Origin of the sequence: Kocuria atrinae (assembly GCF_039531425.1) — a bacterium.
In the GTDB taxonomy this organism is placed as follows: Bacteria; Actinomycetota; Actinomycetes; order Actinomycetales; family Micrococcaceae; genus Kocuria; species Kocuria atrinae.
The window spans coordinates 54,326-78,393 of sequence record NZ_BAAAQA010000002.1 but is presented as its reverse complement, the minus strand read 5'-3'; the positions used below and the strand labels follow the sequence as shown (position 1 = coordinate 78,393).

Below are 24,068 nucleotides of genomic sequence, written 5' to 3'. Positions count from 1 at the left end.
TTACTCGATTACGGTGTCGGCGGAATCACGCAGTTCTTGCGGGATCTCGATGCCCATGGCTTCAGCGGCCTTGGCGTTGATGATCAGCTGGGTCTCGTTCTGGGACTCGACGGCCATCTCGGCGGGGTCCGCGTCCTCGTTGAGGATGCGCAGGGCCATTTCACCGGTCTGCTTGCCGAGCTCCTCGTAGCTGATGCCCTGGGTCGCCAAGCCACCACGGTCCACGGAGTCGCCCTCGCCCACGATCAGCGGGATCTTCTTGGATTCGGCGGCACCGACCACTGCTTCGAGACCGGCCACCACCTTGTTGTCGGTAGGCACGTAAATGGAATCCGTGTCGAAGGACTCGGCGGCCTGTGCGACCTCCGCGGTGGTGGTCACGGTCTTCTCTTCCACGCTGAGGCCCTCGGCCTCGGCGGCCTTCTTGGCCTCCTCCACCTGAACCTGCGAGTTGGTCTCACCGGAGCTGTAAATGATGCCCACGGACTTGGCGTCCGGGTCGAACTGCTTGATGAGCTTGATCTGCTCGTCAACCGGGTTCATGTCCGTGGTTCCGGTGATGTTGGCCCCGGGCGCGTCCATGGAGTCCACGAGTCCGGCGTCCACGGGATCGGTGACGGCGGTGAACAGCACGGGCTTGTCGGTGACGGCTTGCGCCAGGGACTGGGCCGTGGGGGTGGCGATACCGAGGATCAGATCGTTATCTGCCGAAGCGAAGTTTGAGGCGATGTTGGTTGCGGTGGCCTGGTCACCCGAGGCGTTCTGTACGTCCAGGGTCAGGTTGTCACCTTCGGTGTAGCCGCCCTCATCCAGGGCGGAGACGAAGCCCTCGCGGGCGGCATCGAGCGATGGGTGTTCCACGAACTGAGCGATCCCCACGGAGATTTCCTGGGGTCCCTCGGACTGGCCGTCGCCGCCGCCTGAACCGCAAGCGGTCAGGACCAGAGCGGAAGCGGCGGCCGCTGCCGTGAGCGAAAGAGTGCGCTTCATGATGGTGGGCGTCCTTTCAAGACAAATGATGGTGCCTGGATATTACCTGCCGTTCGGTCTAAAAATGAGACGTGGCACACATTTGATATGCGATCGTGTTCTGACCGGGCACCATGCGGAGCGTCGTGTGCCGCCCGGGGCCCGTAGACTGGGGCGTTGACATGACTGAGTCCAGCACCACGCCCCGCATCGTGTACCCCCAGAATCTTCCGGTCAGCGCCCGCCGAGACGACATCAGCGCTGCCATCCGCGATCACCAAGTGGTGGTCGTGGCCGGCGAAACCGGTTCCGGTAAAACAACACAGCTGCCGAAAATGTGCCTGGAGCTCGGCCTGGGTGAGAACGGTTTGATCGGCCACACCCAACCGCGCAGGATCGCAGCCCGCTCGGTCGCCGAGCGCATTGCTCAGGAGATGGGCGAGTCGGTCGGGCAAACCGTCGGATACCAGGTCCGCTTCACCTCGGAGGTCGGTAAGGACTCCAAGGTCAAGCTCATGACCGACGGCATCCTGCTGGCAGAGATCAGCCACGACCCCATGCTGCGCCGCTACAACGCGATCATCATTGACGAGGCCCACGAGCGTTCGCTCAACATCGATTTCTTGCTGGGGTACTTCAAGCGGCTGCTCCCCCGCCGCCCGGACCTCAAACTCGTTATTACCTCCGCCACCATTGACCCCGAGCGGTTCGCGGAGCACTTCGCTGAGCCCGCCCAGGACGGTGGAGATGAGCAGCCCGCGCCCATCATCGAGGTCTCCGGTCGAACTTATCCGGTCGAGGTCCGCTACCGCCCCCTCGCCCAGCCCCGCACCGGGGACGGCGGCGATGACGAGGCGGATACCGGTGACGGACTGGAGGACGAGGACCGCGATCCCATCGACGCCGTATGCGACGCCGTGGTGGAACTCGCTGCCGAGCCGCCCGGCGACATCCTGATCTTCTTCGCCGGCGAGCGCGAAATCCGTGACGCCCAGGACGCGCTGGCCAAGGTCATCGACCGCAATCGTTCGTTGGCCGGCACCGAATTACTCCCGCTGTTCGGGCGGCTCTCCATGGCCGAGCAGAATCGGGTGTTCGCGCAGTCCTCCAAACGCCGGATCGTGCTCGCGACCAACGTGGCGGAGACTTCGCTGACGGTTCCCGGCATCAAATATGTGATCGACCCGGGCACAGCCAGGATCTCCCGCTATTCGGCGCGCACCAAGGTCCAGCGTCTGCCCATCGAGCGCATTTCCCAGGCGTCCGCGCGGCAGCGGGCCGGTCGTTGCGGCCGTGTCTCGGACGGTGTGTGCATCCGGCTGTATTCCGAGGAGGACTTCGAGTCCCGTCCCGAATTCACCGATCCCGAGATCCTGCGCACCAATCTGGCCGCGGTCATCTTGCAGATGATCTCCGTGGGCGTGGTGCGTGAGCCCTCGGACATCTCCGATTTCCCCTTCGTCCAAAAACCGGATTCTCGCGCCGTCAAGGACGGCGTGGTGCTCTTGCGCGAACTCGGGGCCTTGCGCTCCGGCGGGCAGAGCGAGCCACGCGAGCAGGCGACGTCGCCCGGTCGCGGCCGGTCCCGGGGACGACGCCGCCGTGGTCGGCAGAATTCGCCGCTCACCCAGGCCGGTCGTGTCCTGGCGGCTCTGCCCGTGGATCCGAGGCTGGGGCGCATGATCGTGGAGGCGCAGCGCCGTGGCTGCACTCGAGAGGTCATGGTGCTTGCCGCCGCGCTCACCGTGCAGGATCCGCGAGAACGGCCCTTGGAACATCGCCAGGCCGCGGACGAGTTCCACAAGCGGTTCAAGGACAAGACGTCCGACTTCATGTCCTTCGGACTGCTGTGGCAATACATCCAGGAGCAGCAGCACGAGCTGTCATCCTCGCAGTTCCGCAAACTGTGCAAGCGTGAGTACCTGAATTTCCTGCGCATTCGTGAATGGCAGGATCTTTACGCCCAGCTGCGGCAGATCGGCCGTGAGGTGGGAATTGATCCCGGTAAATCGCGTGAGATCGACGTGGCCGGCAATCAGGACGCCATTCACCAGAGCCTGTTGTCCGGTCTGCTGAGCCAGATCGGTGTGCGCGATGAACGCACGCGCGACTACCGAGGGGCCCGCGGCACCAAGTTCGCGATCTTCCCCGGCTCGGCGTTGTTCAAGACCTCCCCGGACTGGGTCGTCTCCGCCGAGCTCGTGGAGACCTCGCGACTGTGGGCGCGCACCAACGCGAGCATCAATCCAGAATGGGTCGAGGAACTTGCCCCGGACCTGGTCAAGCGCAATTACTCGGAGCCACACTGGTCCCGCTCACGCGGCGCCGTAATGGCTTACGAAAAGGTCACGCTGTACGGTTTGCCGCTCGTGACCGAACGGGCCGTGCAGTTCTCCAAGGTCGACCCGGAGCTCTCCCGTGAACTGTTCATCCGCCATGCCCTGGTCGAGGGTGACTGGCAGACTCGGCACCGCTTCTACAAACGCAATCAGCAACGCCTGGAGCGCGTGGAAGAACTCGAGAACCGCATGCGTCGAAAAGATCTGCGCGTGGACGATCAGGTGATGTTCGACTTCTACAATGAGCGCATTCCCGCGGATGTGGTGTCCCAGCGCCACTTCGACGCGTGGTGGAAGAAAACCCGCGGCAGCAATGAACATCTGCTGGACCTGGACCCGGATGCGCTGATCGCCCCCGAGGTCGCAGAACTCGACACCCAATCCTTCCCGCGGGCCTGGAATGTGGCGTCCCCGGACGGCATCCTGTCGCTGGACCTGGATTACGAGTTCTCCCCCGGTTCGGACACCGCGGACGGTGTGACAGTGCGCGTGCCCGTGCTGTTCCTGGATCGACTGGCCCCGGAGCAGTTCGAGTGGCACATCCCCGGTCTGCGTACCGAGTTGGTCACCGCACTCATCAAGTCCCTGCCCAAGGCCGTGCGACGCAATTTCGTGCCCGCACCGGATATGGCGGCCACCGCGGTGGACGTGCTGTCCGCGGAGTTCTCGCCGGAAACGGACTCCCTGCTGGAATCCCTGGCCACGGTGCTGCGCAGACTGCGCGGGCACCAGGTGCACGCCACGGACTTCCAGCCAGAGGTGCTCCCGGCTCACCTGCGTATGAACTTCGAGGTGCGCGACGCCCGCAACAAGGTACTCGGTACCGGCGAGGACCTCACCGAACTCAAGGAACGGCTCCGCCCACAGATCCGCCGTGCCCTGGCCGATTCCCTGGGTAGCGCGGCTTCCCAACTGGCGGACTTCGCCAACGCCGCCGACGCCGCCGGTGGTACCTCAGGTGCGCAGCAACCCGGCAAGCCCGGGACACCGCGCCCGGGCGCGAAGGGACGCGGTGGGCCAGGCAGTAAGGGTGGCGGAGCGGCGTCGTCGGTGGACAGCCTGGAACGCACGGGGCTGACGGCGTGGCCCGAGAAGGACCCGCCGCGGTCGGTGCAGACCCAAGTGGCCGGGCAGACCATTACCGGCTATCCCACGCTCATGGTGCGCCGGGACAAGCCCGACGCCAAGACCGGGAAGGGCGCACCGCAAGAACCCACCGTGGACCTGCGTATCCTCACCCAGCAGGACGAACAACGTTCCGCGCAGCGCCACGGGGTGATTGCGTTGTTGGAACGCACGCTGCCATCCGTGCATCGCTACGTGGTGGATCACCTGAGTCAGCGGGAACGGCTGATCTTCACGCAGAATCCGCACGGTTCCGTGGACGCGCTCATCCGCGATTGCACCGTGGCCGCAATCGACCGTCTGGTGCCCGAGGAACCGCCCTTCACCCAGGCCGAGTTCGACGAGTTGGCCGTGCACGTGCGCGCCGAACTGATCGACACGGTGTTCGCCGTAACCGCCCTGGTTACCGAGACACTTGCGGAAGCCACCTCGCTGCGCAAGCGGCTCAAGAAGCCGGGGTCCCTGGCCGCGGTGCCCGCGTTCAAGGACATGGCCGAGCAGATCGACCGCCTGATCTACCCGGGCTTCGTGGCCGAAACCGGTTGGCACGCCCTGCAGCATCTGCCCCGCTATGTGAAAGCCATCAATGCACGCCTCGACAAGCTGTCGGGGCACATCCAGCGTGACAGCGTGAACATGGTGCTGGTTCAGGACATCGAACAGGATTACCGTGGCGCACGGGCGGCAGTCCCCTCCACCGCTCCCGTTCCCGAGGCACTCACACGGGTGCGCTGGGATCTGGAAGAACTGCGCGTGTCATTATTCGCCCAGGAGCTGGGCACCGCGCGCACGGTATCGGAAAAGCGGGTCCGCAAAGCGCTGCGCGATGTGACGCAGCGCTGAGCGAACCCGCCAGAGTGACTTCACCAGGGTGTCGTGCCGGGCGCCGAGGGGCCCGGCACGACACCGGTGGCGCTGTTATTCGGGCACGTTGGCTTCGTGGCCGGCGGCAACGAGTGCGGCCCGAACCTTGCGGGCCGTCTCTTCCATGACCTCCGGGTCCGGATCCTTGTCCACCCGGTCGAAATCGAATTCTTCGATCGTGTTGGTGGGCCACACGTGCAGGTGCGCGTGGGGCACCTCGAAGCCCTGGATCATGAGGCCCACTCGCCTGGGTGAGAAGATCTCGTCAATGGCCTGGCCCACGGTCTTGCACACGGTCATCAGGTGCGCTGCCAACTCATCGGGCAGGTCCAGCCAGGAGTCGATCTCTTCCTTGGGCACCACCAGGACGTGTCCCTGCGCGAGCGGAGCAATGGACAGGAACCCGGCACACTGATCGTCCGACCACACGAATCGGCCGGGCAGTTCGCCCTCGATGATCTTGGTGAAAACTGAACTCACGGTGACTTCCTTTCGATCGAACTTCTCGGTCCTGTGGGTTGGCGAAACCGACTAGACCTCCACGGACTCGCGGGGTTCCAGGTGGCGGTACTGCGTGCCGTACATCTCGGAGAACTTGGCCACCTGCTTCTCCACAATGCCGAACCCGATGTCGGAGAGCAGCGCGTCATGGATCTGGTACACGTGGGTGGCCCGGGTGGCGATGATGAAATCAATGACCTCGGACATCTTGGACCACGGGGCATGCAGCGGAACCAGCACGGTGGGCACGGTGAGCCCGTGCGGAACGGTGAAGGAGTCGCCGGGGTGGAACACGGCGTCGTCGATGACGAAACCCACGTTGTCCACCGTGGGAATCAGCGGGTGGATCAGGGCGTGCTGGCCGCCAAAGGTTTTTACCTCGAACGGGCCCAGCGACAGCGTGGAGTCCGCGGTGACGGCGTGCAACCTACCGGCGGCCTCCCCCGAGGCCTCCGCGAGTTCGTCGATGACCGACTGTGGCGCGTAGATGTTCAGCTCGGGGTCTCCCGCGAGCGCCGCGGTCAGTCGCTTGGCGTCGTAGTGGTCCGGGTGCACGTGGGTGATGAGCACCAGGTGGGTGCCCTCCAGGGCTTCCTCAACTTCAGAGAAGGACCCGGGGTCGATCACCAGGGATGTGCCGTTCTTCTCCAGCCGGACGCACGAGTGTGTGAACTTGGTCAACAACATGTCTTCAGCCTAGCCCGGGAACAGCCCGTAGATGCGAACCGTTAGCATGGTTGAAGAAGCAAGCACGTGGAAGGGACGGGCGTGAGCACACAAACCACCGGGCAACCCGAGGTGCGCAATACCAAGCAGCGCCGGGCCATTGCGGGGGCACTGCGGAGCCTCGAGGATTTCATTTCCACCCAGGATCTGCATCGCCGTCTGCAGGATGAGGGCCAGTCCGTGTCCCTGGCCACCACGTACCGAATTCTGCAGTCCATGGCCGACACGGGCGAGGTGGATGTCCTGCGCAACGCTGAGGGCGAGGCCATTTACCGCCGGTGCGAGGCCGAACACCATCACCACCACCTGGTGTGCCGTTCGTGCGGTGCCGCCGTGGAACTGGAAGCGCCCGCGATCGAGCAGTGGGCCGATGACACCGCGGCGGAGCACGGGTTCACGGATGTGGACCACACGGTGGAGATCACCGGCATCTGCGGTAACTGCGCGCGCGAGTCACGCTGACGGTGGTAGACGACCGTCCCCGCGACATCCTTCTGGTCCGCAACGGGGCCTCTCCCCTGGCTCGCGAAGCCTGTGATCGCGCCCGCGGCATTTTCGCGGCGGACGGCTGCACCACCGTCTATCTTGATGCCCCCTCCGCGCGGGAACTTTCGGAGCGGCTGACTGACACACTGCGATCCAGGGCGCTGCACGTGGCCGCCGTGGTGGCGGTGGGTGGGGATGGGATGGCCCACCTGGTTCTTCAGGTGCTGCGCGCCGTGGGTGCACAGGGCGTGGACGTCGCTTTCGGTCTGATCCCCGCCGGTTCCGGCAATGATCTGGCCAGGTTCTGCGGGATTCCCACCCGGGACACCGAACGCGCCGCCGGCAGGGTGTTGCGCGGCCTGGAAACCTCGCCCGAGCACATGGATCTCTTGGCTGTGGACTGCGCGGACGGCACCTCGCACGTGTGCGCGACCACCGTGTGCCTGGGCCTGGACGCGCGCGTCAATGCCAGAGCCAACCGCTGGAGCAGAATCCGTGTCTCCGCCAAATACGCGGTGGCCCTCGTGTGGGAAATTCTGCGGCTCACCTCTCGTGACTACACCATCGACTACACCACCGCCGACGGCGCTCGGAGCCTGATCGATCGCCGGGCCACGTTCTTGTCGGTGACCAACACGTCCTCGTACGGGGGCGGCCTCACCATCGTGCCGCGTGCGAACCATCGGGACGGACAGGCCGAACTGTTTGCCGTATCCGATGCGCGCCCGCTGCGGCTCTTGTTCCTGTTGCCGCGATTACTGCTGAAGACTCACGAGAACCTCGCGGAGGTCGCGCTTGAACCCGTCACCTCGGTGACCGTGATCCCGCACGAGACCCCGTCAGAGGATTTACCCGCGCACGTTGCTCACGGAGACGGGGAGCCCCTGGGCCCCCTGCCCGTGCAGGTTCGGATTCTGCCCGCCGCCGTGCGGGTGCTTTTCTGAGTTGCCGGGACGGTAGGAGGAACCGCGTTCCTTGATGCCGCGAATCACGCGGGTCAAAAGCCAGATCGCAAACGAAATGGTGGTCACGTAGGGACTGATCGGAATGGATCCACCCAGCGCCAACAGGATGCCGCCCACGATGGACAGCTCCGCGAACACCACCGACAGCACCACGATCCTCGCCGGAGCCACCGTGAGATTCATGGCGGCCGCCGCCGGGGTGATCAACAGGGCGAGCACGAGCAGCGCCCCCACGATCTGCACCGACATGGCCACTGAAATGCCCAGCAGCACCATGAACACGATGGACAGGGTGCGCACGGGGAGCCCGCGGGCCTCCGCAACCACCGGATCGGTGCTGGCGAACGTCAGCGGGCGCCACACGATCAACAGCCCGACCACCACCACGATGGACAGCACGATCATGGACGTCAGCTGCACCGGGGACACGGACACGATCTGACCGGTCAGCAGGGAGAACTTATTGGAGGAACGGCCCTCGTAGAGGGACAAGAACAGGATGCCCAGACCCAGTCCGAAGGGCATGAGCACGCCCACGAACGAGTTGCTGTCCCGGGCGCGCAAACCCATGAACCCAATGATCAGCGCCGCCACGACCGAGCCCAGCAGGGAACCGGTCACGATGTCCGCGCCGATCAGCAGTGCGGCGGCCGCTCCCGCGAAGGAGAGCTCCGCAATGCCGTGCACGGAGAAGGCCAGGTCGCGCATCATCACGAACGTGCCGACCAACCCACCCACCAATCCGAGGAGGGCGCCGGCCCACAACGAGTTGCTCAGCAGGACCAGCAGCTCACCGTAGTTGTCGAAGACGAACACGGAGCTGACGATCGAATCCCAATCAACGGCTGCGGGGATCACGGGATGAGACCTTCCTGGGACGAAATGTGGTGGGTGTTGTCCGGGCGGCCCGTCACGATGATGCGACCGTTACTGCGCAGCACCTCGATCTTCGCCCCGTAGAGCTCGGAGAGCACCTCGGAACGCATGACTTCATCGGGAGTGCCGATCTTGAAAGAACCGCCGGCCAGGTACAGGATGCGGTCCACGTGATCGATGATGGGATTGATGTCGTGGGTCACGAACACCACGGCACTGCCCGAGTCGACCCGCTGCTGATTGACCAGCTCGCTCACGATGTACTGGTGATTGAGATCCAGCGACAGCAGCGCCTCGTCACACAGCAGGACTTGCGGGTCCGTGGCCAGGGCCTGGGCAATGCGCAGTCGCTGTTGCTCACCGCCGGAGAGCAACCCGACCGGCGCGTTGGCATAATCGCTGGCCCCAACCTTTTCGAGGAGTTCGTCCACGCGCTCGTTGACGGCACGGCGACGGAGCCTGATGCCCCACTGGTGCCCGTCGATGCCCTGTGCCACCAGATCTCTGGCGCGCAACGGAGTGCGGGGTGAGAAACCGCGTTGCTGGGGGACGTACCCGACGTGCCGCGACGCCACACCGGGGCGCTCACCCGTCACGGAGACCGTCCCCCGCGTCAGCGGAAGTAGGCCGAGAAGCACTTTGAGGAAGCTGGTCTTGCCGGTCCCGTTCGAACCGAGCACGGCGAAGTACTCCCCTTCGCGAATGGTCAGGTCGAGGTCACGCCACAGGACGCGGTCCCCGAAGGTGAGTTCCGCGTTCCGGAGTTCAACCACCGCTTTGTCCGTTTGCCCGGCAACCGCGGGTGCGGACCACGGCGCGGTGTGAGTGGCGGGCTGGGCCTCTGGAGTGTGAATGGTTCGTGCCACCTTGGTGGGAAGGGTCATACGGCGATTACTTCACTGCCTGGGAGACGCGGTCGATATTGTCCCGCATCCATTCCTGGTAGTTCTTGCCGTCAGGAAGGGTCTCGGAGAATTCCACCACGCTCACGCCCGAATTCTCGGCATCCTTGCGCAATTGTTCGGTCTGTCCGGTTGACGTCTGCTGGTTGAACGCGAGCAGATCAATGTGACCGCTCGTGACCAGGTCCGTAGTTTCCTTCATGACGGCGGGGGCCACGTCCGATTCCGAGTCGATGGCGGTCATGAAGTCAGCGGGGGTGTCATCGTGCAGTCCCGCGTCCTGCAAGAGATATCCCGGCATCGGCTCGGTGGCCACGTAACCACCCGAGGCCTCCAACGCATCAAGGTCTTCCTTCATTCCCGACAGCTCGCCGTTGAGGTTGGCCGCGTTGTCGGTGTACTGCTTGGAATTGTCCTGGTCGACCTCGCCCAGTTGTTCGGCAATGCGGTCCGTCAGTTTCTGAACCGTGTCCAGGTCGTACCAGACGTGCTCGTTGAAACCACCGGGTTCGTGGTGGTGGCCCTCGTGGCCCTCTTCCTCCTCGGCGTGGCCTTCTTCTTCGGCATGGCCCTTTTCTTCCTCGGCGTGGTCGTGCTCGTCAGCGGCCTCGTCCTTGCCCTTTAGATCGGACACATCCACGGCGTTGACGACCTTCTGCGAATCCGTGGTCATGTCCTCCATGAACGCGTCATAGCCGCCGCCGTTGAGGATCACCACATCCGCCTTCTCGATGGTCAGGCGATCCTGCGGGGAGGCCTCGTACGAGTGGGGATCTTGCGCAGCGGAGTCGATGATGGGCGTGACCTCCACCTGGTCCCCCGAGACTTGCTTCACGAGATCCGAATAAACGTTGGTCGAGGTCACCACGATGACTTTGTCCCCGTCCGACGCCGCGGCGTCACCTTCCTGAACATCGCCCGAGTTCGCCGAGCAGCCCGTGAGCACCAGAGCACTCAACGCAGTGACGGCAGCGGCGGAACGGACGAACGGGCGGGCGGATACGCCCTGGACGCGTGCGGACACGGAATCATCTCCTTCGGGTCATTCTCAACACACGGGGCTTATTGAGAATGGATTGCATGTGATCTGCGGAGAGCATATCACTAATCATTCTCAATAAGCCCCGGCGAGAAAACCCCCGAGGAAAGACCTTGTCAGCTCCAGGATTCCGAGCGCGGACGCCCCTCGTCATAGCCGGACTGCGATTGGATTCCCACGACCGCACGGTTCGCGAACTGCGCCAGCGAGGTAGCACCCGCGTAGGTCATGGAACTGCGCACGCCGGAGGTGATGTGGTCGACCAGGTCCTCGACTCCCGGCCGCTGGGGGTCCAGGTACATCTTGGAGTTGGAGATGCCCTCCTCGAACAAGGCCTTGCGGGCACGAGCGAACTCATCCTCACCGCGGGTGCGGTGGCGCACGGCTCGCGCCGAAGCCATGCCGAAGCTCTCCTTGTAGGCGCGCCCGTTGGCGTCAATGTTGAGGTCGCCCGGTCCTTCGTGAGTGCCCGCGAACCAGGAGCCGATCATGACCTGGCTCGCACCGGCCGCCAGAGCCAAGGCCACGTCGCGCGGGTGCTTCACACCGCCGTCGGCCCAGATGTGCTTGCCGAGATCCGCCGCAGCTTCAGCGCACTCGACGACCGCCGAGAACTGCGGGCGGCCGACCCCCGTCATCATGCGGGTAGTGCACATGGCGCCGGGGCCCACGCCCACCTTCACGATGTCCGCCCCGGCCCCGATCAGGTCGCGCACGCCATCGGCGGTGACCACGTTGCCGGCCACAATGGGGACCTGCGGGTCCTGGGCGCGCACGGCCTCGAGTGCCTGCATGGCTTTGATCTGGTGACCATGGGCGGTGTCAACCACGAGCACGTCGATCCCGGTGTCGAGCAGCGCCGCGGCCTTCGCGGCCACGTCGCCGTTGATTCCCACCGCGGCACCGACCTGCAGGCGCCCCTGCTTGTCGAGCGCGGGCTGATAAAGCGTGGAGCGCACCGCTCCCTTCTGAGTGAGGACCCCTTCGATCGTGCGGTCCCGCAGCACGGGTGCCGCATTGAGCCGCGATGCCGCGAGCTTGTCGTATGCGGCACGCATTGCAGTGTCGGCATCCTGGCCGTCGAAGTCCGTGACTTGGAAGACCGGGCCGTCCGTGCGCATCACGTCCGCGAGCTGGGTGAACCGATCCACGTCCTGGCAATCCGCGGCGAGCACCAGACCGCGGTAGTTGTCGTCGGCGTCCGTGACGAGCACGGCCCCGTGGGGACGCTTGTGCATGACCCCGAGGGCGTCGTGTACCGTGTCCGTTTCGTGCAGCGCCACCGGCGTCTCGTACTGGGGTGAGCGGCTCTTGACCCAGTTGGTCACGTTGGAGATGACGTCCAGCGGGATGTCCTGCGGCAGAATGCCCAATCCTCCGCGGCGCGCCATGGTTTCAACCATTCGGCGGCCGGTCACCGCGGTCATATTGGCGGCCACGAGCGGAATGGTGCCGCCCGTACCATCCGCCGGAGACAGGTCAACGTGGAAGCGTGATGTCACCCGGGAGATGGAGGGAACCAGGAAGACGTCGTTGTACGTCAGGTCTGTATTAGGAGTCGTGAGGAATCGCACGAGACCCCATACTACGGGCCCGCAGAGAGCTCGTCAGGTACTCCACTGAGGGCCTGTCATGAGCGGCACAAAAAACCTACCGAGCGGTCGGGGTGGACTGGCCAGGTGCTGCCCGCCTCATTAGACTATTGACACAGTACGGCCTTATGGGAATAAGGCCACCACGTCCGCCCGCGGAGAGACATTCCTCGGGCACCACCGACCGGTGGTGGTCTACCGAGCAACCACCGGAGCACACCGTTCATATGGAAGAGGCGTATCTCCCGTGCCAGAGCAGCCACACCACCTGATCCCCGAAGAATTCGCCGGTAACGAATGGCTCGTCGACGAGCTGTTCGAGAAGTACCAGGACGACAAGAATTCCGTGGACAAGAAGTGGTGGCCCATTTTCGAGGAAATGAGCAAGGGCTCTGACTCCGACTCCGCTTCCCCTTCGCAGACCGCTTCGAACTCGAACGGTGCTGCACCCAAGAAATCCGCAGCCGCCCCGTCCAAGGCGGCTGCTTCTTCATCCACACAGGAGAGCAAGCCCAAGGTGACCCAGCAAAAGACCGCCCCGGCGGCCAAGGCCCAAGCCAAGCCCCGCTCCGAGTCCGACGAACCCAAGCGCGCCGCAGCGCCATCGGCAACCACCGGGGGTTCCAAGGCCAAGGGCAAGCCCGAGGGCGTGGACCAGGAGTCCAACGGCTCCGACGGTTCGGCCACCAAGCGACCCATTCGGGCACAGCCCGAGGGTGCTGCCAAGCCCAAGGCCAAGGAACAGCAGGAGCAGGGCGAAGCTGAGGACAAGGTGACCAAGCTGCGCGGCCCCGCAAAGGCCGTGGCAGCCAACATGGATGCGTCCTTGACCGTGCCCACCGCCACCACCGTGCGTGCTGTGCCGGCCAAACTCCTGATCGACAACCGTTTGGTGATCAACAGCCATCTGTCCCGCAACCGCGGTGGCAAGGTGTCCTTCACCCACTTGATCGGCTACGCGGTGATCCGCGCACTGTCCAACTACCCGTCGCAGAACGTGGTCTACGGGGAAGTGGACGGCAAGCCCGCCGCGATCCAGCCGGCCCACGTGAACTTCGGCATTGCGATCGACATCCCCAACAAGGACGGTTCCCGCAACCTGGTGGTCCCCAACATCAAGGGCGCCGAGGACATGTCCTTCATGCAGTTCTGGACCGCCTACGAGGACGTGGTCAAGCGCGGTCGTTCCGGTGAGCTGACCATGGATGATTACCAGGGCACCACGGTCTCCCTGACGAACCCGGGTGGTATCGGCACCGTGCACTCCGTGCCGCGTCTGTCCAAGGGCCAGGCCTGCATCGTGGGCGTGGGTGCGCTGGACTACCCCGCCGAGTACAAGGGTGCTTCACCCCGCACCACCGCACGCATGGGTGTCTCCAAGATCATCACCCTGACCTCCACCTACGATCACCGCGTGATTCAGGGCGCCGGCTCGGGTGAGTTCCTCAAGCTCGTGGAGCACTACCTGCTCGGCGGCGACAACTTCTACGATCACATCTTCGAAGCCCTGCGCATCCCCTACGAGCCCGTTCGCTGGGCCGTGGACAACCAGGTCAACCCGGAAACTCAGATCAACAAGGTTGCGCGCATCCAGCAGTTGATCCACGCGTACCGCGTGCGCGGTCACCTCATGGCGGACACCAACCCGCTCGAGTACGTGATGCGCAAGCACCCGGACCTCGACATTCGCAGCTACGGACTGTCCCTGTGGGATCTGGAACGCGAGTGGCCCACCGGCGGTTTCGGCGGCCAGGACCTACTGACCCTGCGCGTGATCCTGGGTCGCTTGCGGGATGCCTACTGCCGCACCGTGGGCATCGAGTACATGCACCTGCAGGACCCGGAAGAACGCGAGTGGTTCCAGGACAAGCTCGAGCACGACTACCAGAAGCCCGCCCGCGAGGAACAGTTCCGCATCCTGGGCCGCCTGAACGCGGCCGAGGCCTTCGAGACGTTCCTGCAGACCAAGTACGTGGGTCAGAAGCGCTTCTCGTTGGAGGGCGGCGAGTCCCTGATTCCGCTGCTCGACGCGATCATCTCCGATGCCGCTGACGAGTCCTTGGCCGGTGTGGGCATCGCCATGGCCCACCGCGGCCGTTTGAACGTGCTGACCAACATCGCCGGTAAGTCCTACGCTCAGGTCTTCCGCGAGTTCGAAGGCAGCCAGGATCCCAAGTCCATCGAGGGTTCCGGTGACGTGAAGTACCACCTGGGCACGGAAGGTGTCTTCACCTCCGACAACGGCAACGAGACCCAGGTCTACCTGGCCGCTAACCCGTCCCACCTGGAAGCAGCCGATCCCGTGATCGAGGGCATCGCCCGCGCCAAGACCGATGTCCTGGGCGCCGGCCCCGAGGGTGACGGCTCCTTCCCCGTGCTGCCCATCCAGGTCCACGGCGACGCCGCCATGGCCGGCCAAGGCATCGTGTACGAGGTCATGCAGATGTCCGGGCTGGAGGGCTACAAGGTGGGTGGCACCATCCACGTGGTGGTCAACAACCAGATCGGCTTCACCACCTCGCCCTCCGGTGCACGCACGTCCACGTATTCCACGGATGTGGCCCGCACCGTTCAGGCGCCGATCTTCCACGTGAACGCGGACGACCCCGAGGCCGTGACCCGCGTGGGTCAGCTGGCCTTCGAGTACCGTCAGCGATTCCACAAGGATGTCGTGATCGACCTGGTCTGCTACCGCCGCCGCGGTCACAACGAGGGCGACGATCCCTCGATGACCCAGCCGCTCATGTACTCCCTGATCGACGGCAAGCGCTCGACCCGCAAGATCTACACCGAGAACCTCGTGGGTCGCGGTGACATCACCCAGGAAGAGGCCGACCGCGCGCTCAAGGACTACCAGGAACGTCTCGAGCGGGTCTTCGCGGAGTCCCACGAGGCCCAAACCTCCACGGTCCCGTTGGTCACCGGCGACGCCGCCGCTATCGCCAACATCGAGCGTCCCTCCGCTCAGCAGGCGGACTCGGGCGTCTCGATCCCCAAATCCACCGCGATCACGGAAGAAGTGGCTCGGCGGATCGGCGAGGCTCACGTGGACACCCCCGACGGGTTCACTACCCACCGCAAGCTGGAGAAGCTGCTCAACCGTCGCAACGAGATGACCCAGAAGGGCGGCGTGGACTGGGGCATGGGCGAGCTCATGGCCTTCGGTTCGCTGCTCATGGAGGGTGTCCCGGTCCGGTTCTCCGGCCAGGACGTGCGCCGCGGTACCTTCACGCAGCGCCACGCAGTGTTCTTCGACGCCGAGAACGGCACTGAGTGGGCACCACTGAACAACCTGTCCGGTGACCAGGCCAAGCTGTCCATCTACAACTCGTTACTCTCCGAGTACGGGGTGCTGGGCTTCGAGTACGGCTACTCGGTGGAACGCCCGGAGGCACTCACCGTGTGGGAGGCGCAGTTCGGTGACTTCACCAACGGTGCCCAGATCATCGTGGACGAGTTCATTTCCTCGGCCGAGCAGAAGTGGGGCCAGCGATCCTCGCTGGTACTGCTGCTGCCCCACGGTTTCGAGGGACAGGGCCCGGACCACTCATCGGCACGAATCGAGCGGTTCCTGACCTTGTGCGCCGAGCGGAACATGACCGTGGTTAATCCGTCCACCCCGGCCAACCACTTCCACTTGCTGCGCCGTCAGGCCTACTCGCGCCCGCGCCGTCCGCTGATCGTGGCCACGCCCAAGCAGTTGTTGCGCCTCAAGGCTGCGGCCTCCCCCATCGAGGACTTCACGCAGGGCACGTTCCAGCAGGTCATTCCGGATGTCGGCAACTTGGATGATTCCAAGGTCACGGACGTGATCCTGGTGTCCGGTCGCCTGTACTACGATCTCGCGGCACAGCGTGAGAAGTCCGAGGACCACTCCACCGCGATCATCCGTGTCGAGCAGCTCTACCCGCTGCCCGAGAACGAGATCAAGAAGGAACTGGCCCGTTACCCCGAGGCACGCGTCATCTGGGCCCAGGACGAGCCGGCCAACCAGGGTGCGTGGCCGTTCATGGCCGTTAACCTGGTGCCGCAGCTGGACCGTCCGGTCACTCTGGCCTCGCGTCCGGCGTCGGCTTCCCCGGCCAATGGTTCCGCCAAGCGGCACGCCAAGGAACTGGAAACCTTGGTCCAGCAGGCCTTCGACCGCGGCGAGTAATCCATCACCACGTTGCGGCCCCGTGATTCGGGGCCGCAACCCGCACGTTTTCCCCTCGGTGGTCATCGTGGTTTACGGTGGCCACCGAGACACGTTATGAGCAAAGGAAGAGGAACAGTGGACCAACGCAGGATCCGCATTGTGGCCGTCGGTGACGAACTGCTAGCCGGTGTGGAAGACCCCCGTGCCCTGGGCTGGTTCGGTCGAGTTCTGGCCCGCACTCCGCGGGACATCGTGCCGGTGGACGCCTACAACCTGGCCGCGCCCGGTGAGGGCAGCGAGACCCTCAACGAACGGTGGTTCGACGAGGCTTCCCGCCGTTTCGATTCCATGTGCGACAACCGCTTGGTCATTGCCCCGTCCGCCATGGACGTGGATCTGGACATCACCTCGGCACGCTCGCGGTTGAACATGGCGAACATCGTGGATCAGGCCACCCAGAACAATATCAAGGTTCTGGTGGTCGGTCCCCCGCCCACGTTGGACCCGGAGCGTAACCGCAAGATCGCGGATCTCTCGGCCGCTTTCGGTGATGTCACCACCCGCCGTCAGCACGTGTACGTGGACACCTTCAATCCGCTGCAGCATCACGAGCAGTGGCGCAAGGATCTGGCGGCCAACCACGGTCACCCCGGCCAGGCAGGCTACGGCCTGATGGCATGGTTGGTTCTCCATCGCGGCTGGTACAACTGGCTGAACCTGCCCGAGCCCCGATAGCCCGCAAGCGCCGTCGGCCCTTGCGATCCGGTCAACTCGGAGTAAACGCAAGATTATGAGATACTGGCGGACGGTGCCCAGACGAATCAACGCAGGAGGTACACCATGAGCAAGCGTGGACGTAAGCGCAAGGACCGCCGCAAGAACTCAGCGAACCGCGGAAAGCGGCCCAACTCCTGAGCTCTGTGCAGCGTGAACAACGCCCGCAACCTTTTCGGTTGCGGGCGTTGTTGTTTAAGCCGTGAGATGGCGGTGGGGATCAGGCCGCCGGGTGATCACTACACTGCGCCTCGATGCGCGTGAGGATCGACTGCTTGAGCTGCGCGGGTGCAGTCTCGGTGCAGGATCGCTTGATCACGGTGCGGATCACGCACTCCAGGTTGTACTCCCGCTCGCACTCGGGGCAGTCCGTGAGGTGCGCGTGAATCTCTTCGAGATCCTCTTTGGTCAGCGCGCCGTCAAGGTATTCGTAAATGCGACGGATGCGTTCGTCGGTGCAGCCGTTCTGGCAGTCGTTGTCAGCCATTGGTTCAGCCTCGGTCCTTCGATGTTGTCTCGCCCTTGGACTTCTTGGTCCCCTTGGAGGTGTCGAAACCCCGCTCGGTGGCGTAGTCGGCCAGTTTCTCCCGGAGCAGCTTGCGGCCTCGGTGCAACCGCGACATCACGGTGCCGATGGGCGTGTCCATGATCTCGGAAATCTCCTTGTAGGCGAAGCCCTCGACATCGGAGAAGTACACGGCGAGCCGGAACTCTTCGGGAAGTTCTTGAAGCGCCCGTTTCACGTCCGAATCCGGTAGGTGGTCCAGGGCTTCAGCCTCGGCTGAGCGCAACCCCTTGGACGTGTGGGATTCAGCGCGATGCAGCTGCCAATCCTCCACCGTGTCCGTGTTGGCCTGGCGCGGTTCGCGCTGCCGCTTGCGGTACAGGTTGATGTAGGTATTGGTCAGGATTCGGTACAGCCAAGCCTTCAGGTTGGTCCCGGGCTTGTACTGGTGGAACGCGGAGAAAGCCTTGGTGTAGGCCTCCTGGACCAGGTCCTCGGCGTCCGCCGGATTCCGTGCCATGCGGAGGGCCGCCGCGTACAGCTGGTCCACGTACTGCATGGCATCGCGTTCGAAGCGCGCACGGCGCTGCTGGGTGGTTTCCTTGCTGACGTCCGCGGGTTCGGCAGTGTCCTGCTCCTGCAGCTCAGGCTCATCGTGATCGTTCATCACGGCCCAGTCTACGGTCGGGGCGGTGCTCGTCATGCTCTACCTGCCTTCCGTGGGTCGCGATGCCGTCCAACTTGGGAGCCACCTGTGTGGCGCTTCCTTTCTATTGGTAAATAACACGCCGGACCCGCTCCCCTATTCCCGTGCGCGGCTCAGCGGCACCCCGTTAGGATGAAAGACGTGCCCTCCCGGAAATGCCGGGACCATAAGGAGGAACCATGAGCATCGTTCGTCGTCTCGCCCGTCCCCTGCTCGCCACCGGCTACGTTGCCGGCGGTGTCGAAGCATTCCGCAATTCCTCGGCCACCGCCGAGAAGTTGGATCCGGTCTTGAAGCAGGTGGAGCAGGTGTTGCCGCAGGTCCGTCCCGTGACCGCCAACCGCGCCCAGGTGGCTCAGGGCATTGCTGCGGCGCAGGTATTGGCCGCTTCCGCCCTCGCGCTGAGCAAGCTGCCCCGTCTTTCCGCGTCCGTGCTGCTGGGCACCACCGCGATCAACACTTACGTGCAGTACCAGTCCGCGGATGCTTCCACCAAGGAAGCCAAGTCCAATCGCCGCAACAACGTGTTCAAGAACCTCTCGTTGGTGGGCGCTGTCATGATCGCTTCTGTGGACACCGCCGGTAACCCCTCCCTCGCGTGGCGCGCCAGCCACCTGGCGGACGACGTTCGCAAGAACGCCGCCAAGGTTTCCAAGGACACCAAGAAGAAGTTCGCCCAGGCTGAGAAGGCCGTGCAGGACGCTGTCAGCCACTAAGAGGGTCAAGCACACAGTGAATACAGACAACGGCTTGTCGCACCCCGAATCCCAGTGGGCTGCACCCTTCACGGGTGATCGCCCGGTGAACGGAACCGTGGCCATTCCCGGTTCCAAATCGCTGACCAATCGATATTTGGTCCTGGCGGCCTTGGCCTCCGAGACCTCGACGGTGCGCAAGCCGTTGTATTCACGCGACAGTGAACTCATGATCACCGCGCTCCAACAGCTGGGCGCGGTGATCGAACCCACCGGAGTGCCCGGTCCGTTCGGTTCGGATCTCACCATCATTCCCATTCCCGCGGGTCCCGCAGCTGACGTTCACCGTCCTGTGCCCCGCGACATCGATTGCGGCCTGGCCGGCACAGTCATGCGTTTCGTGCCACCCGTGGCCGCGCTCCTTAACGCAGACACCCGGTTCGACGGCGATCCGCACGCTCGCGTGCGCCCCATGGGCCCCGTGATCCAAGGCTTACGCGATCTGGGCGTCACGGTCGATGACGACGGTCGGGGTACCTTGCCACTCACCGTGTCCGGAACCGGTCGCGTGGCCGGCGGTTCCGTGAGCATTGATGCGAGCGGCTCGTCCCAGTTCGTCTCCGCGCTCTTGCTTTCTGCCGTGCGTTTCGAGGCACCGCTCGTCCTCAAACACGAGTCCGACGCCGCTGGTGTCCCGTCTCTGCCGCACGTTGCCATGACCGTTGAAGTGCTCCGCGAAGCCGGGGTGAACGCCACGCGCGTGAGCGACACCGAGTGGCGGGTGGAACCCACCGCCGCGCCCGGACTGGATGTCACCGTGGAACCAGACCTCTCCAACGCGGGCCCGTTCCTTGCGGCTGCCATGGTCACCGGCGGGACCGTCAGCATCCCTGATTGGCCCACCAGCACCACACAGGGCGGTGATCAGTGGCGGAGCATCCTGCCGCAGTTCGGCGGCAACGTTGATGTGGTGGACGGTGTGCTGACCGCGACCGGCCCCGCTCAGCTGAGCGGGGTGGACCTCGATCTCTCAGAGGCCGGCGAACTCGCTCCCACCGTGACGGCCATGTGCGCCTTGGCCAGCGGCCCGTCACAACTGCGTGGCATTGCGCATCTGCGGGGACATGAAACTGACCGCCTCGCAGCTCTGACCACAGAGATCAACCGGCTGGGCGGCAACGCGGAAGAGACCGAGGACGGTCTGGTCATTACTCCCGCTCCGCTGCACGGCGGGCTGTTCCACAGCTACGAGGATCACCGCATGGCTACCGCAGGCGCCATCATCGGTCTGAAGGTGCCCGACGTAAGCGTGGAGAACATCGGCACCACGTCCAAGACGCTGCCCGATTTCCCCCAGATGTGGACCACCCTGGTCAGCCATGGCGCGTAATTCCAGCGCACAGCGGCAGTGGGACGAGTCGGATGTCCGGGTGCGGGCCAATAAGAAGGGCTCCCGCCCGCGCACCAAGCAGCGCCCGCGCCACGAGGACGCCGTCATTGCTCGCGTGATCGCGGTGGATCGCGGCCGGTACACCTGTGTGGTCAATGAACAGAGCGACGATCAGCGAACCGTCGTGTGCATCCGGGCCAAGGAACTACGCCGCAAACCGATCGTCCCCGGCGACCAGGTGGGCGTCGTCGGCGATGTCAGCGGAGACCCGGACACCCTCGCCCGGATCGTGCGCATCGAACCCCGCGCCACCGTCCTGCGTCGTAGCGCGGACGACACCGATCCCGTCGAGCGAGTGATCGTTGCCAATGCAGACCGGCTCGTGCTGGTCCTGGCCACCGAATCCCCCACGCCCCGCACCGGCTTTGTGGACCGCGGTCTCGCGGCGGCGTCGGACGCGGGCATTACCCCGGTCATCTGTATGACCAAGACAGACCTCAAGGACCCGGCCGAATTCCTGACCTACGTGGAGGCTCTGGACGTTCAAACCGTGAGCACCGAGCCCTCTGACACCCATGGCGGTCGCCCTGCGGCGGGGGTTCACGAAGAATCGCTGGCAATATCGAACGCCTCCATCGATCGGTTGCGCACGATCCTGGACGGGCACATCAGTGTATTCCTGGGCCCCTCCGGGGTCGGAAAATCCACACTGGTCAACGCACTCACCGGGTCTGAGCGGGCCACCGGCGGCGTCAATGATGTGACGGGCCGCGGCCGACACACCTCATCCTCCGCCCGCGCCCTCCGCATGCCGGACACCTCCCCCGGGACGTGGGTCATCGACACGCCAGGCATCCGCTCCTTGGGCTTGGCCCATGTGAGCGAGGAAGAACTCCTCAACTCGTTCACGGACCTGGTGCCTGCAACCGCAGACTGCCCGCGCGGCTGTCTGCACACCCAGGATTCCCCCGGCTGCGCACTGGACGAGTGGGTACAGCGCCCTGAGGCTTCCCCTGCCGCCCCGCTCAGGCTCGAGTCGCTACGCAGGCTACTGGGGGCGTCGCGCGGGGAAACACAGTCGGGTGCCGACGAAAAGCAACTAGGACAGGCGATAACGTAAAGCTCATGCGATCACCCAGCAATTACACGGATGACCTCCGTCTCGCGCACATCCTGGCCGATTCTGTGGACGGGCTGACCATGCGTCGGTTCAAGGCCCAGGATCTCCATGTGGAGACCAAGCCGGATCTCACCCCCGTCACGGACGCGGACCGCGAGGCCGAATCGGTGATCCGTGCGCAGCTGGGTCGAGTGCGTAACCGCGACGCCGTGATCGGCGAGGAGTTCGGCACGTCCGGATCCGGTTCCCGCAAATGGGTGATCGACCCGATCGACGGCACCAAGAACTTTGTCCGCGGTGTCCCCGTGTGGGCCACCCTCATCGGCCTTGTCGAGGACGACCAGGTGGTCGCCGGCGTCGTCTCCGCTCCCGCGCTCAACCGTCGCTGGTGGGCCGCCCTGGGTTCTGGTGCCTTCACGGGCCGTTCGTTGTCGCAGGCCACCCGGCTGTCGGTGTCATCCGTGAATCAGCTCTCCGACGCGTCGCTGTCTTATTCGTCCCTGACCGGCTGGCGAGACCTGGGTGTGCGAGACCAATTCATCGAACTGACCGATTCCGTGTGGCGCACGCGCGCCTACGGCGACTTCTGGTCCTACTGTCTGGTGGCCGAGGGCGCCGTGGACATCGCAGCCGAGCCCGAGCTCAACCTCTACGACATGGCGGCCCTGGTGCCCATCGTGACCGAGGCCGGCGGCCGCTTCACCTCACTCAAGGGCCAGGACGGCCCCTTCGGTGCCAACGCGGTCGCGAGTAACGGCGTGCTCCACGACGCCGCTCTGGACGTCCTGGGCACTCGCGAAGGTTCCTAGTGCCAAGCCTCAGCCGGGACTGATGCGCTCGTCTTAACCAACTCGTGCCCCGGACGGACGAGACCACCGCGTGGAGCGGCGTCGTCGACTGTGCCGGGGCACGATGCTGTGGAGGGCGCGTTAGCTGTCGAGGCCCATGTTCTGGTTGACGGCGTCATTCACGCACTGCTCGTAAGCGGTCTGGGAACCGGACTCGAGCAGCGGCACGCACTCGCTGACCATGTCGAAGGCCCAGAAGAACACGAAGGCCATCACGATGCCGCCGATGATCGCCAGGATCGAGAGCACGATACCCACGATCGGCAGCGCCTTGGAGGATCCGGGAGTCTTGCGGAGTTTGACCAGCCCGACGATACCCAAGATCAGACCGACCAAACCGATCAGGCCACCCAAACCAAAGAACCAGAAGGTCAGGATCCCGATGATGCCCAGTACCAGGGACGCGATGCCCAGGCCGTTACCCGCGGGCTTGCCGTTGCCGTAGTAGTTCTGGTCCCCGTAGGGCTGCTGGTTGTAATCGTTCTGGTAGTACGTGGCGTTGTTCGCCCCGCCCGGGCCGTACGCCTGGTTGCCGTACTGATCGTTGCCGTAGCCCTGGTTACCGTAGCCCTGCTGGCCCTGGTAGCCGTACTGGTCATGGCCGTACTGCTGGTCGCCATACTGGGGCTGGTTGCCGTAGCCCTGGTTGCCGTACTGGTCGTTACCGTACTGCTGACCGTTGGGCTGGGAATCTCCGTACTGGCCGTACTCGGGCTGCTGCGAGCCGTAGTTCTGCTGCGACCGGTCGTAGGCGTTCTGGCCGAAGGCCTGGTCGTTGCCCTCCACGCGCTGACCGTACTCGGGCTGGTTGTTGCCCGAGGTGTGTCCGGAAGCGGAGGAAGAACCGGACTGCGGCTCGTTGGGACGATCACCCATGGGATGCACCTACCTGTCTGTCTAGCTGACTGTTCGTGGGATCTGCTGCCAAGTCTTCCACAGGGCGCCGATAGGTTCAGTGCTTCCGCCTGATCGTTTTCTATCAGCGTGCAAGCGTGGCGACAGCTCATGAAAAAAGCCCCGCGTATATAACGCGAGGCTTTCTCCCGATACGGGAAATTTGTGGAGATGGGGGGAATTGAACCCCCGTCCGATGCAGCATTGTCAAGGCTTCTCCGGGTGCAGTGTGCTAATAGGTTTCTCAGTTCCGGTCATCTCGCACACAAGTGACCGCCGAACTCAGTTACGTAAAAGTCCCACGAACGCCCGTAACCTGCGTTCGCAGCAGTGACCTTCTAGCTGATGGCAGGATCCAGGTCGAAGGTGAACCTGGGCTGCCAGACTGCTGTCGCTACTTACGCAGCGAGAGCGAAGTCAGTGCGCTTGGATTTGGCACTTATTGTTTTACAGAGAGCGTTTACGAGATAACTCTGCGTCCTCGACCCGCTTCCCTTGTCTCAACTCACATCGTCGAAACCGATCATCCCCGTATGCAATTACCAAATCCGCTCCCTCTCGGTCGCGGACACATCAGCTTACGCCTGCTAGTTGTTACGCGTCAACAGGCGGCA

Annotated in this window: 20 protein-coding genes and 1 other RNA gene; 10 read left to right on the top strand and 11 right to left on the bottom strand. The window is 64.2% G+C overall.

What is annotated here, in order from left to right; translation table 11 throughout:
* Positions 1 to 990, bottom strand: a complete 990-nt coding sequence (locus ABD283_RS00950; RefSeq protein ID WP_344223193.1) for an ABC transporter substrate-binding protein — start codon at positions 988 to 990, stop codon at positions 1 to 3.
* A gap of 161 nt (positions 991 to 1,151) precedes the next feature.
* Between ABD283_RS00950 and hrpA the strand changes: the two genes are divergently transcribed.
* Complete coding sequence (gene hrpA, locus ABD283_RS00945) at positions 1,152 to 5,276, top strand: ATP-dependent RNA helicase HrpA (RefSeq protein ID WP_344223192.1); 4,125 nt, start codon at positions 1,152 to 1,154, stop codon at positions 5,274 to 5,276.
* Between the two features lie 75 nt (positions 5,277 to 5,351).
* Here the strand turns inward: hrpA and ABD283_RS00940 are convergent, their stop codons facing one another.
* Entirely contained in the window at positions 5,352 to 5,777 is a 426-nt protein-coding gene (locus tag ABD283_RS00940) for an HIT family protein (protein WP_344223191.1), read from the bottom strand.
* Positions 5,778 to 5,828: 51 nt separating this feature from the next.
* A complete protein-coding gene (locus ABD283_RS00935) occupies positions 5,829 to 6,485 on the bottom strand; it encodes an MBL fold metallo-hydrolase (protein WP_344223190.1) in 657 nt (218 codons plus the stop codon).
* 81 nt (positions 6,486 to 6,566) lie between these two features.
* On the opposite strand from ABD283_RS00935, the gene ABD283_RS00930 reads away from it, so the two are divergent.
* The gene (locus ABD283_RS00930; RefSeq protein ID WP_344223189.1) at positions 6,567 to 6,986 is read left to right on the top strand and encodes a Fur family transcriptional regulator; all 420 of its coding nucleotides are present in this window, start codon (positions 6,567 to 6,569) and stop codon (positions 6,984 to 6,986) included.
* Between the two features lie 2 nt (positions 6,987 to 6,988).
* Positions 6,989 to 7,954: a diacylglycerol/lipid kinase family protein gene (locus tag ABD283_RS00925; protein WP_344223188.1), complete on the top strand. Its 966-nt coding sequence runs from the start codon at positions 6,989 to 6,991 to the stop codon at positions 7,952 to 7,954.
* Here ABD283_RS00925 and ABD283_RS00920 read toward each other — a convergent pair.
* The 4 genes from ABD283_RS00920 to ABD283_RS00905 form a co-directional block, all read right to left on the bottom strand.
* On the bottom strand, positions 7,859 to 8,833 hold the full coding sequence (locus tag ABD283_RS00920) for a metal ABC transporter permease (RefSeq protein WP_344223187.1): 975 nt from the start codon (positions 8,831 to 8,833) through the stop codon (positions 7,859 to 7,861). The genes ABD283_RS00925 and ABD283_RS00920 overlap by 96 nt on opposite strands.
* Complete coding sequence (locus tag ABD283_RS00915) at positions 8,830 to 9,735, bottom strand: metal ABC transporter ATP-binding protein (protein WP_344223186.1); 906 nt, start codon at positions 9,733 to 9,735, stop codon at positions 8,830 to 8,832. The genes ABD283_RS00920 and ABD283_RS00915 overlap by 4 nt, the downstream gene beginning before the upstream one ends.
* 7 nt (positions 9,736 to 9,742) lie before the next feature.
* Positions 9,743 to 10,777, bottom strand: coding sequence for a metal ABC transporter substrate-binding protein (locus ABD283_RS00910; protein WP_344223185.1), 1,035 nt, complete (start codon positions 10,775 to 10,777; stop codon positions 9,743 to 9,745).
* Between the two features lie 131 nt (positions 10,778 to 10,908).
* Positions 10,909 to 12,366: a GuaB1 family IMP dehydrogenase-related protein gene (locus tag ABD283_RS00905; RefSeq protein WP_344223184.1), complete on the bottom strand. Its 1,458-nt coding sequence runs from the start codon at positions 12,364 to 12,366 to the stop codon at positions 10,909 to 10,911.
* Between the two features lie 265 nt (positions 12,367 to 12,631).
* On the opposite strand from ABD283_RS00905, the gene ABD283_RS00900 reads away from it, so the two are divergent.
* From ABD283_RS00900 to ABD283_RS14355, 3 genes are all read left to right on the top strand, one after another.
* The gene (locus ABD283_RS00900) at positions 12,632 to 16,540 is read left to right on the top strand and encodes a multifunctional oxoglutarate decarboxylase/oxoglutarate dehydrogenase thiamine pyrophosphate-binding subunit/dihydrolipoyllysine-residue succinyltransferase subunit (RefSeq protein WP_344223183.1); all 3,909 of its coding nucleotides are present in this window, start codon (positions 12,632 to 12,634) and stop codon (positions 16,538 to 16,540) included.
* Positions 16,541 to 16,657: 117 nt separating this feature from the next.
* Entirely contained in the window at positions 16,658 to 17,257 is a 600-nt protein-coding gene (locus ABD283_RS00895) for a GDSL-type esterase/lipase family protein (RefSeq protein WP_344223182.1), read from the top strand.
* A gap of 105 nt (positions 17,258 to 17,362) precedes the next feature.
* Positions 17,363 to 17,437: a 50S ribosomal protein bL37 gene (locus tag ABD283_RS14355; RefSeq protein ID WP_098054049.1), complete on the top strand. Its 75-nt coding sequence runs from the start codon at positions 17,363 to 17,365 to the stop codon at positions 17,435 to 17,437.
* Between the two features lie 79 nt (positions 17,438 to 17,516).
* Here the strand turns inward: ABD283_RS14355 and rsrA are convergent, their stop codons facing one another.
* Both rsrA and ABD283_RS00885 read right to left on the bottom strand, forming a co-directional pair.
* Positions 17,517 to 17,783: a mycothiol system anti-sigma-R factor gene (gene rsrA / locus ABD283_RS00890; RefSeq protein ID WP_095797376.1), complete on the bottom strand. Its 267-nt coding sequence runs from the start codon at positions 17,781 to 17,783 to the stop codon at positions 17,517 to 17,519.
* 4 nt (positions 17,784 to 17,787) lie between these two features.
* A complete protein-coding gene (locus ABD283_RS00885; RefSeq protein ID WP_344223360.1) occupies positions 17,788 to 18,468 on the bottom strand; it encodes a sigma-70 family RNA polymerase sigma factor in 681 nt (226 codons plus the stop codon).
* A 218-nt stretch (positions 18,469 to 18,686) separates the two neighbouring features.
* Here ABD283_RS00885 and ABD283_RS00880 point away from each other — a divergent pair, with 218 nt between their 5' ends.
* From ABD283_RS00880 to hisN, 4 genes are read left to right on the top strand one after another with little or no spacing between them, the layout of a single operon-like run.
* A complete protein-coding gene (locus ABD283_RS00880) occupies positions 18,687 to 19,223 on the top strand; it encodes a DoxX family protein (protein ID WP_344223181.1) in 537 nt (178 codons plus the stop codon).
* A 16-nt stretch (positions 19,224 to 19,239) separates the two neighbouring features.
* Entirely contained in the window at positions 19,240 to 20,592 is a 1,353-nt protein-coding gene (gene aroA / locus ABD283_RS00875) for a 3-phosphoshikimate 1-carboxyvinyltransferase (RefSeq protein WP_344223180.1), read from the top strand.
* Positions 20,582 to 21,712 (top strand): ribosome small subunit-dependent GTPase A, encoded by a 1,131-nt coding sequence (gene rsgA, locus ABD283_RS00870; protein WP_344223179.1) that lies wholly within the window; start codon positions 20,582 to 20,584, stop codon positions 21,710 to 21,712. Before aroA ends, rsgA begins: the two co-directional genes overlap by 11 nt.
* A gap of 5 nt (positions 21,713 to 21,717) precedes the next feature.
* Positions 21,718 to 22,521 (top strand): histidinol-phosphatase, encoded by an 804-nt coding sequence (gene hisN / locus ABD283_RS00865; protein WP_344223178.1) that lies wholly within the window; start codon positions 21,718 to 21,720, stop codon positions 22,519 to 22,521.
* A 120-nt stretch (positions 22,522 to 22,641) separates the two neighbouring features.
* Here hisN and ABD283_RS00860 read toward each other — a convergent pair whose 3' ends face one another.
* Positions 22,642 to 23,436 carry a hypothetical protein gene (locus tag ABD283_RS00860; protein WP_344223177.1) on the bottom strand — a complete coding sequence of 265 codons (795 nt, stop codon included), beginning with the start codon at positions 23,434 to 23,436 and terminating at the stop codon, positions 22,642 to 22,644.
* Between the two features lie 181 nt (positions 23,437 to 23,617).
* Positions 23,618 to 23,985, bottom strand: a transfer-messenger RNA (tmRNA) gene (gene ssrA / locus ABD283_RS00855).
* Between the last annotated feature and the right edge of the window lie 83 nt (positions 23,986 to 24,068).

Coding starts and splice junctions, on each gene's coding strand:
- ABD283_RS00880 (WP_344223181.1), top strand. CDS start 18,687: ATGAGCATCGTTCGTCGTCTCGCCCGTCCCCTGCTCGCCACCGGCTAC.
- hrpA (WP_344223192.1), top strand. CDS start 1,152: ATGACTGAGTCCAGCACCACGCCCCGCATCGTGTACCCCCAGAATCTT.
- ABD283_RS00915 (WP_344223186.1), bottom strand. CDS start 9,735: ATGACCCTTCCCACCAAGGTGGCACGAACCATTCACACTCCAGAGGCC.
- hisN (WP_344223178.1), top strand. CDS start 21,718: ATGCGATCACCCAGCAATTACACGGATGACCTCCGTCTCGCGCACATC.
- rsgA (WP_344223179.1), top strand. CDS start 20,582: ATGGCGCGTAATTCCAGCGCACAGCGGCAGTGGGACGAGTCGGATGTC.
- ABD283_RS00860 (WP_344223177.1), bottom strand. CDS start 23,436: ATGGGTGATCGTCCCAACGAGCCGCAGTCCGGTTCTTCCTCCGCTTCC.
- ABD283_RS00935 (WP_344223190.1), bottom strand. CDS start 6,485: ATGTTGTTGACCAAGTTCACACACTCGTGCGTCCGGCTGGAGAAGAAC.
- ABD283_RS00950 (WP_344223193.1), bottom strand. CDS start 990: ATGAAGCGCACTCTTTCGCTCACGGCAGCGGCCGCCGCTTCCGCTCTG.
- ABD283_RS00885 (WP_344223360.1), bottom strand. CDS start 18,468: ATGAACGATCACGATGAGCCTGAGCTGCAGGAGCAGGACACTGCCGAA.
- rsrA (WP_095797376.1), bottom strand. CDS start 17,783: ATGGCTGACAACGACTGCCAGAACGGCTGCACCGACGAACGCATCCGT.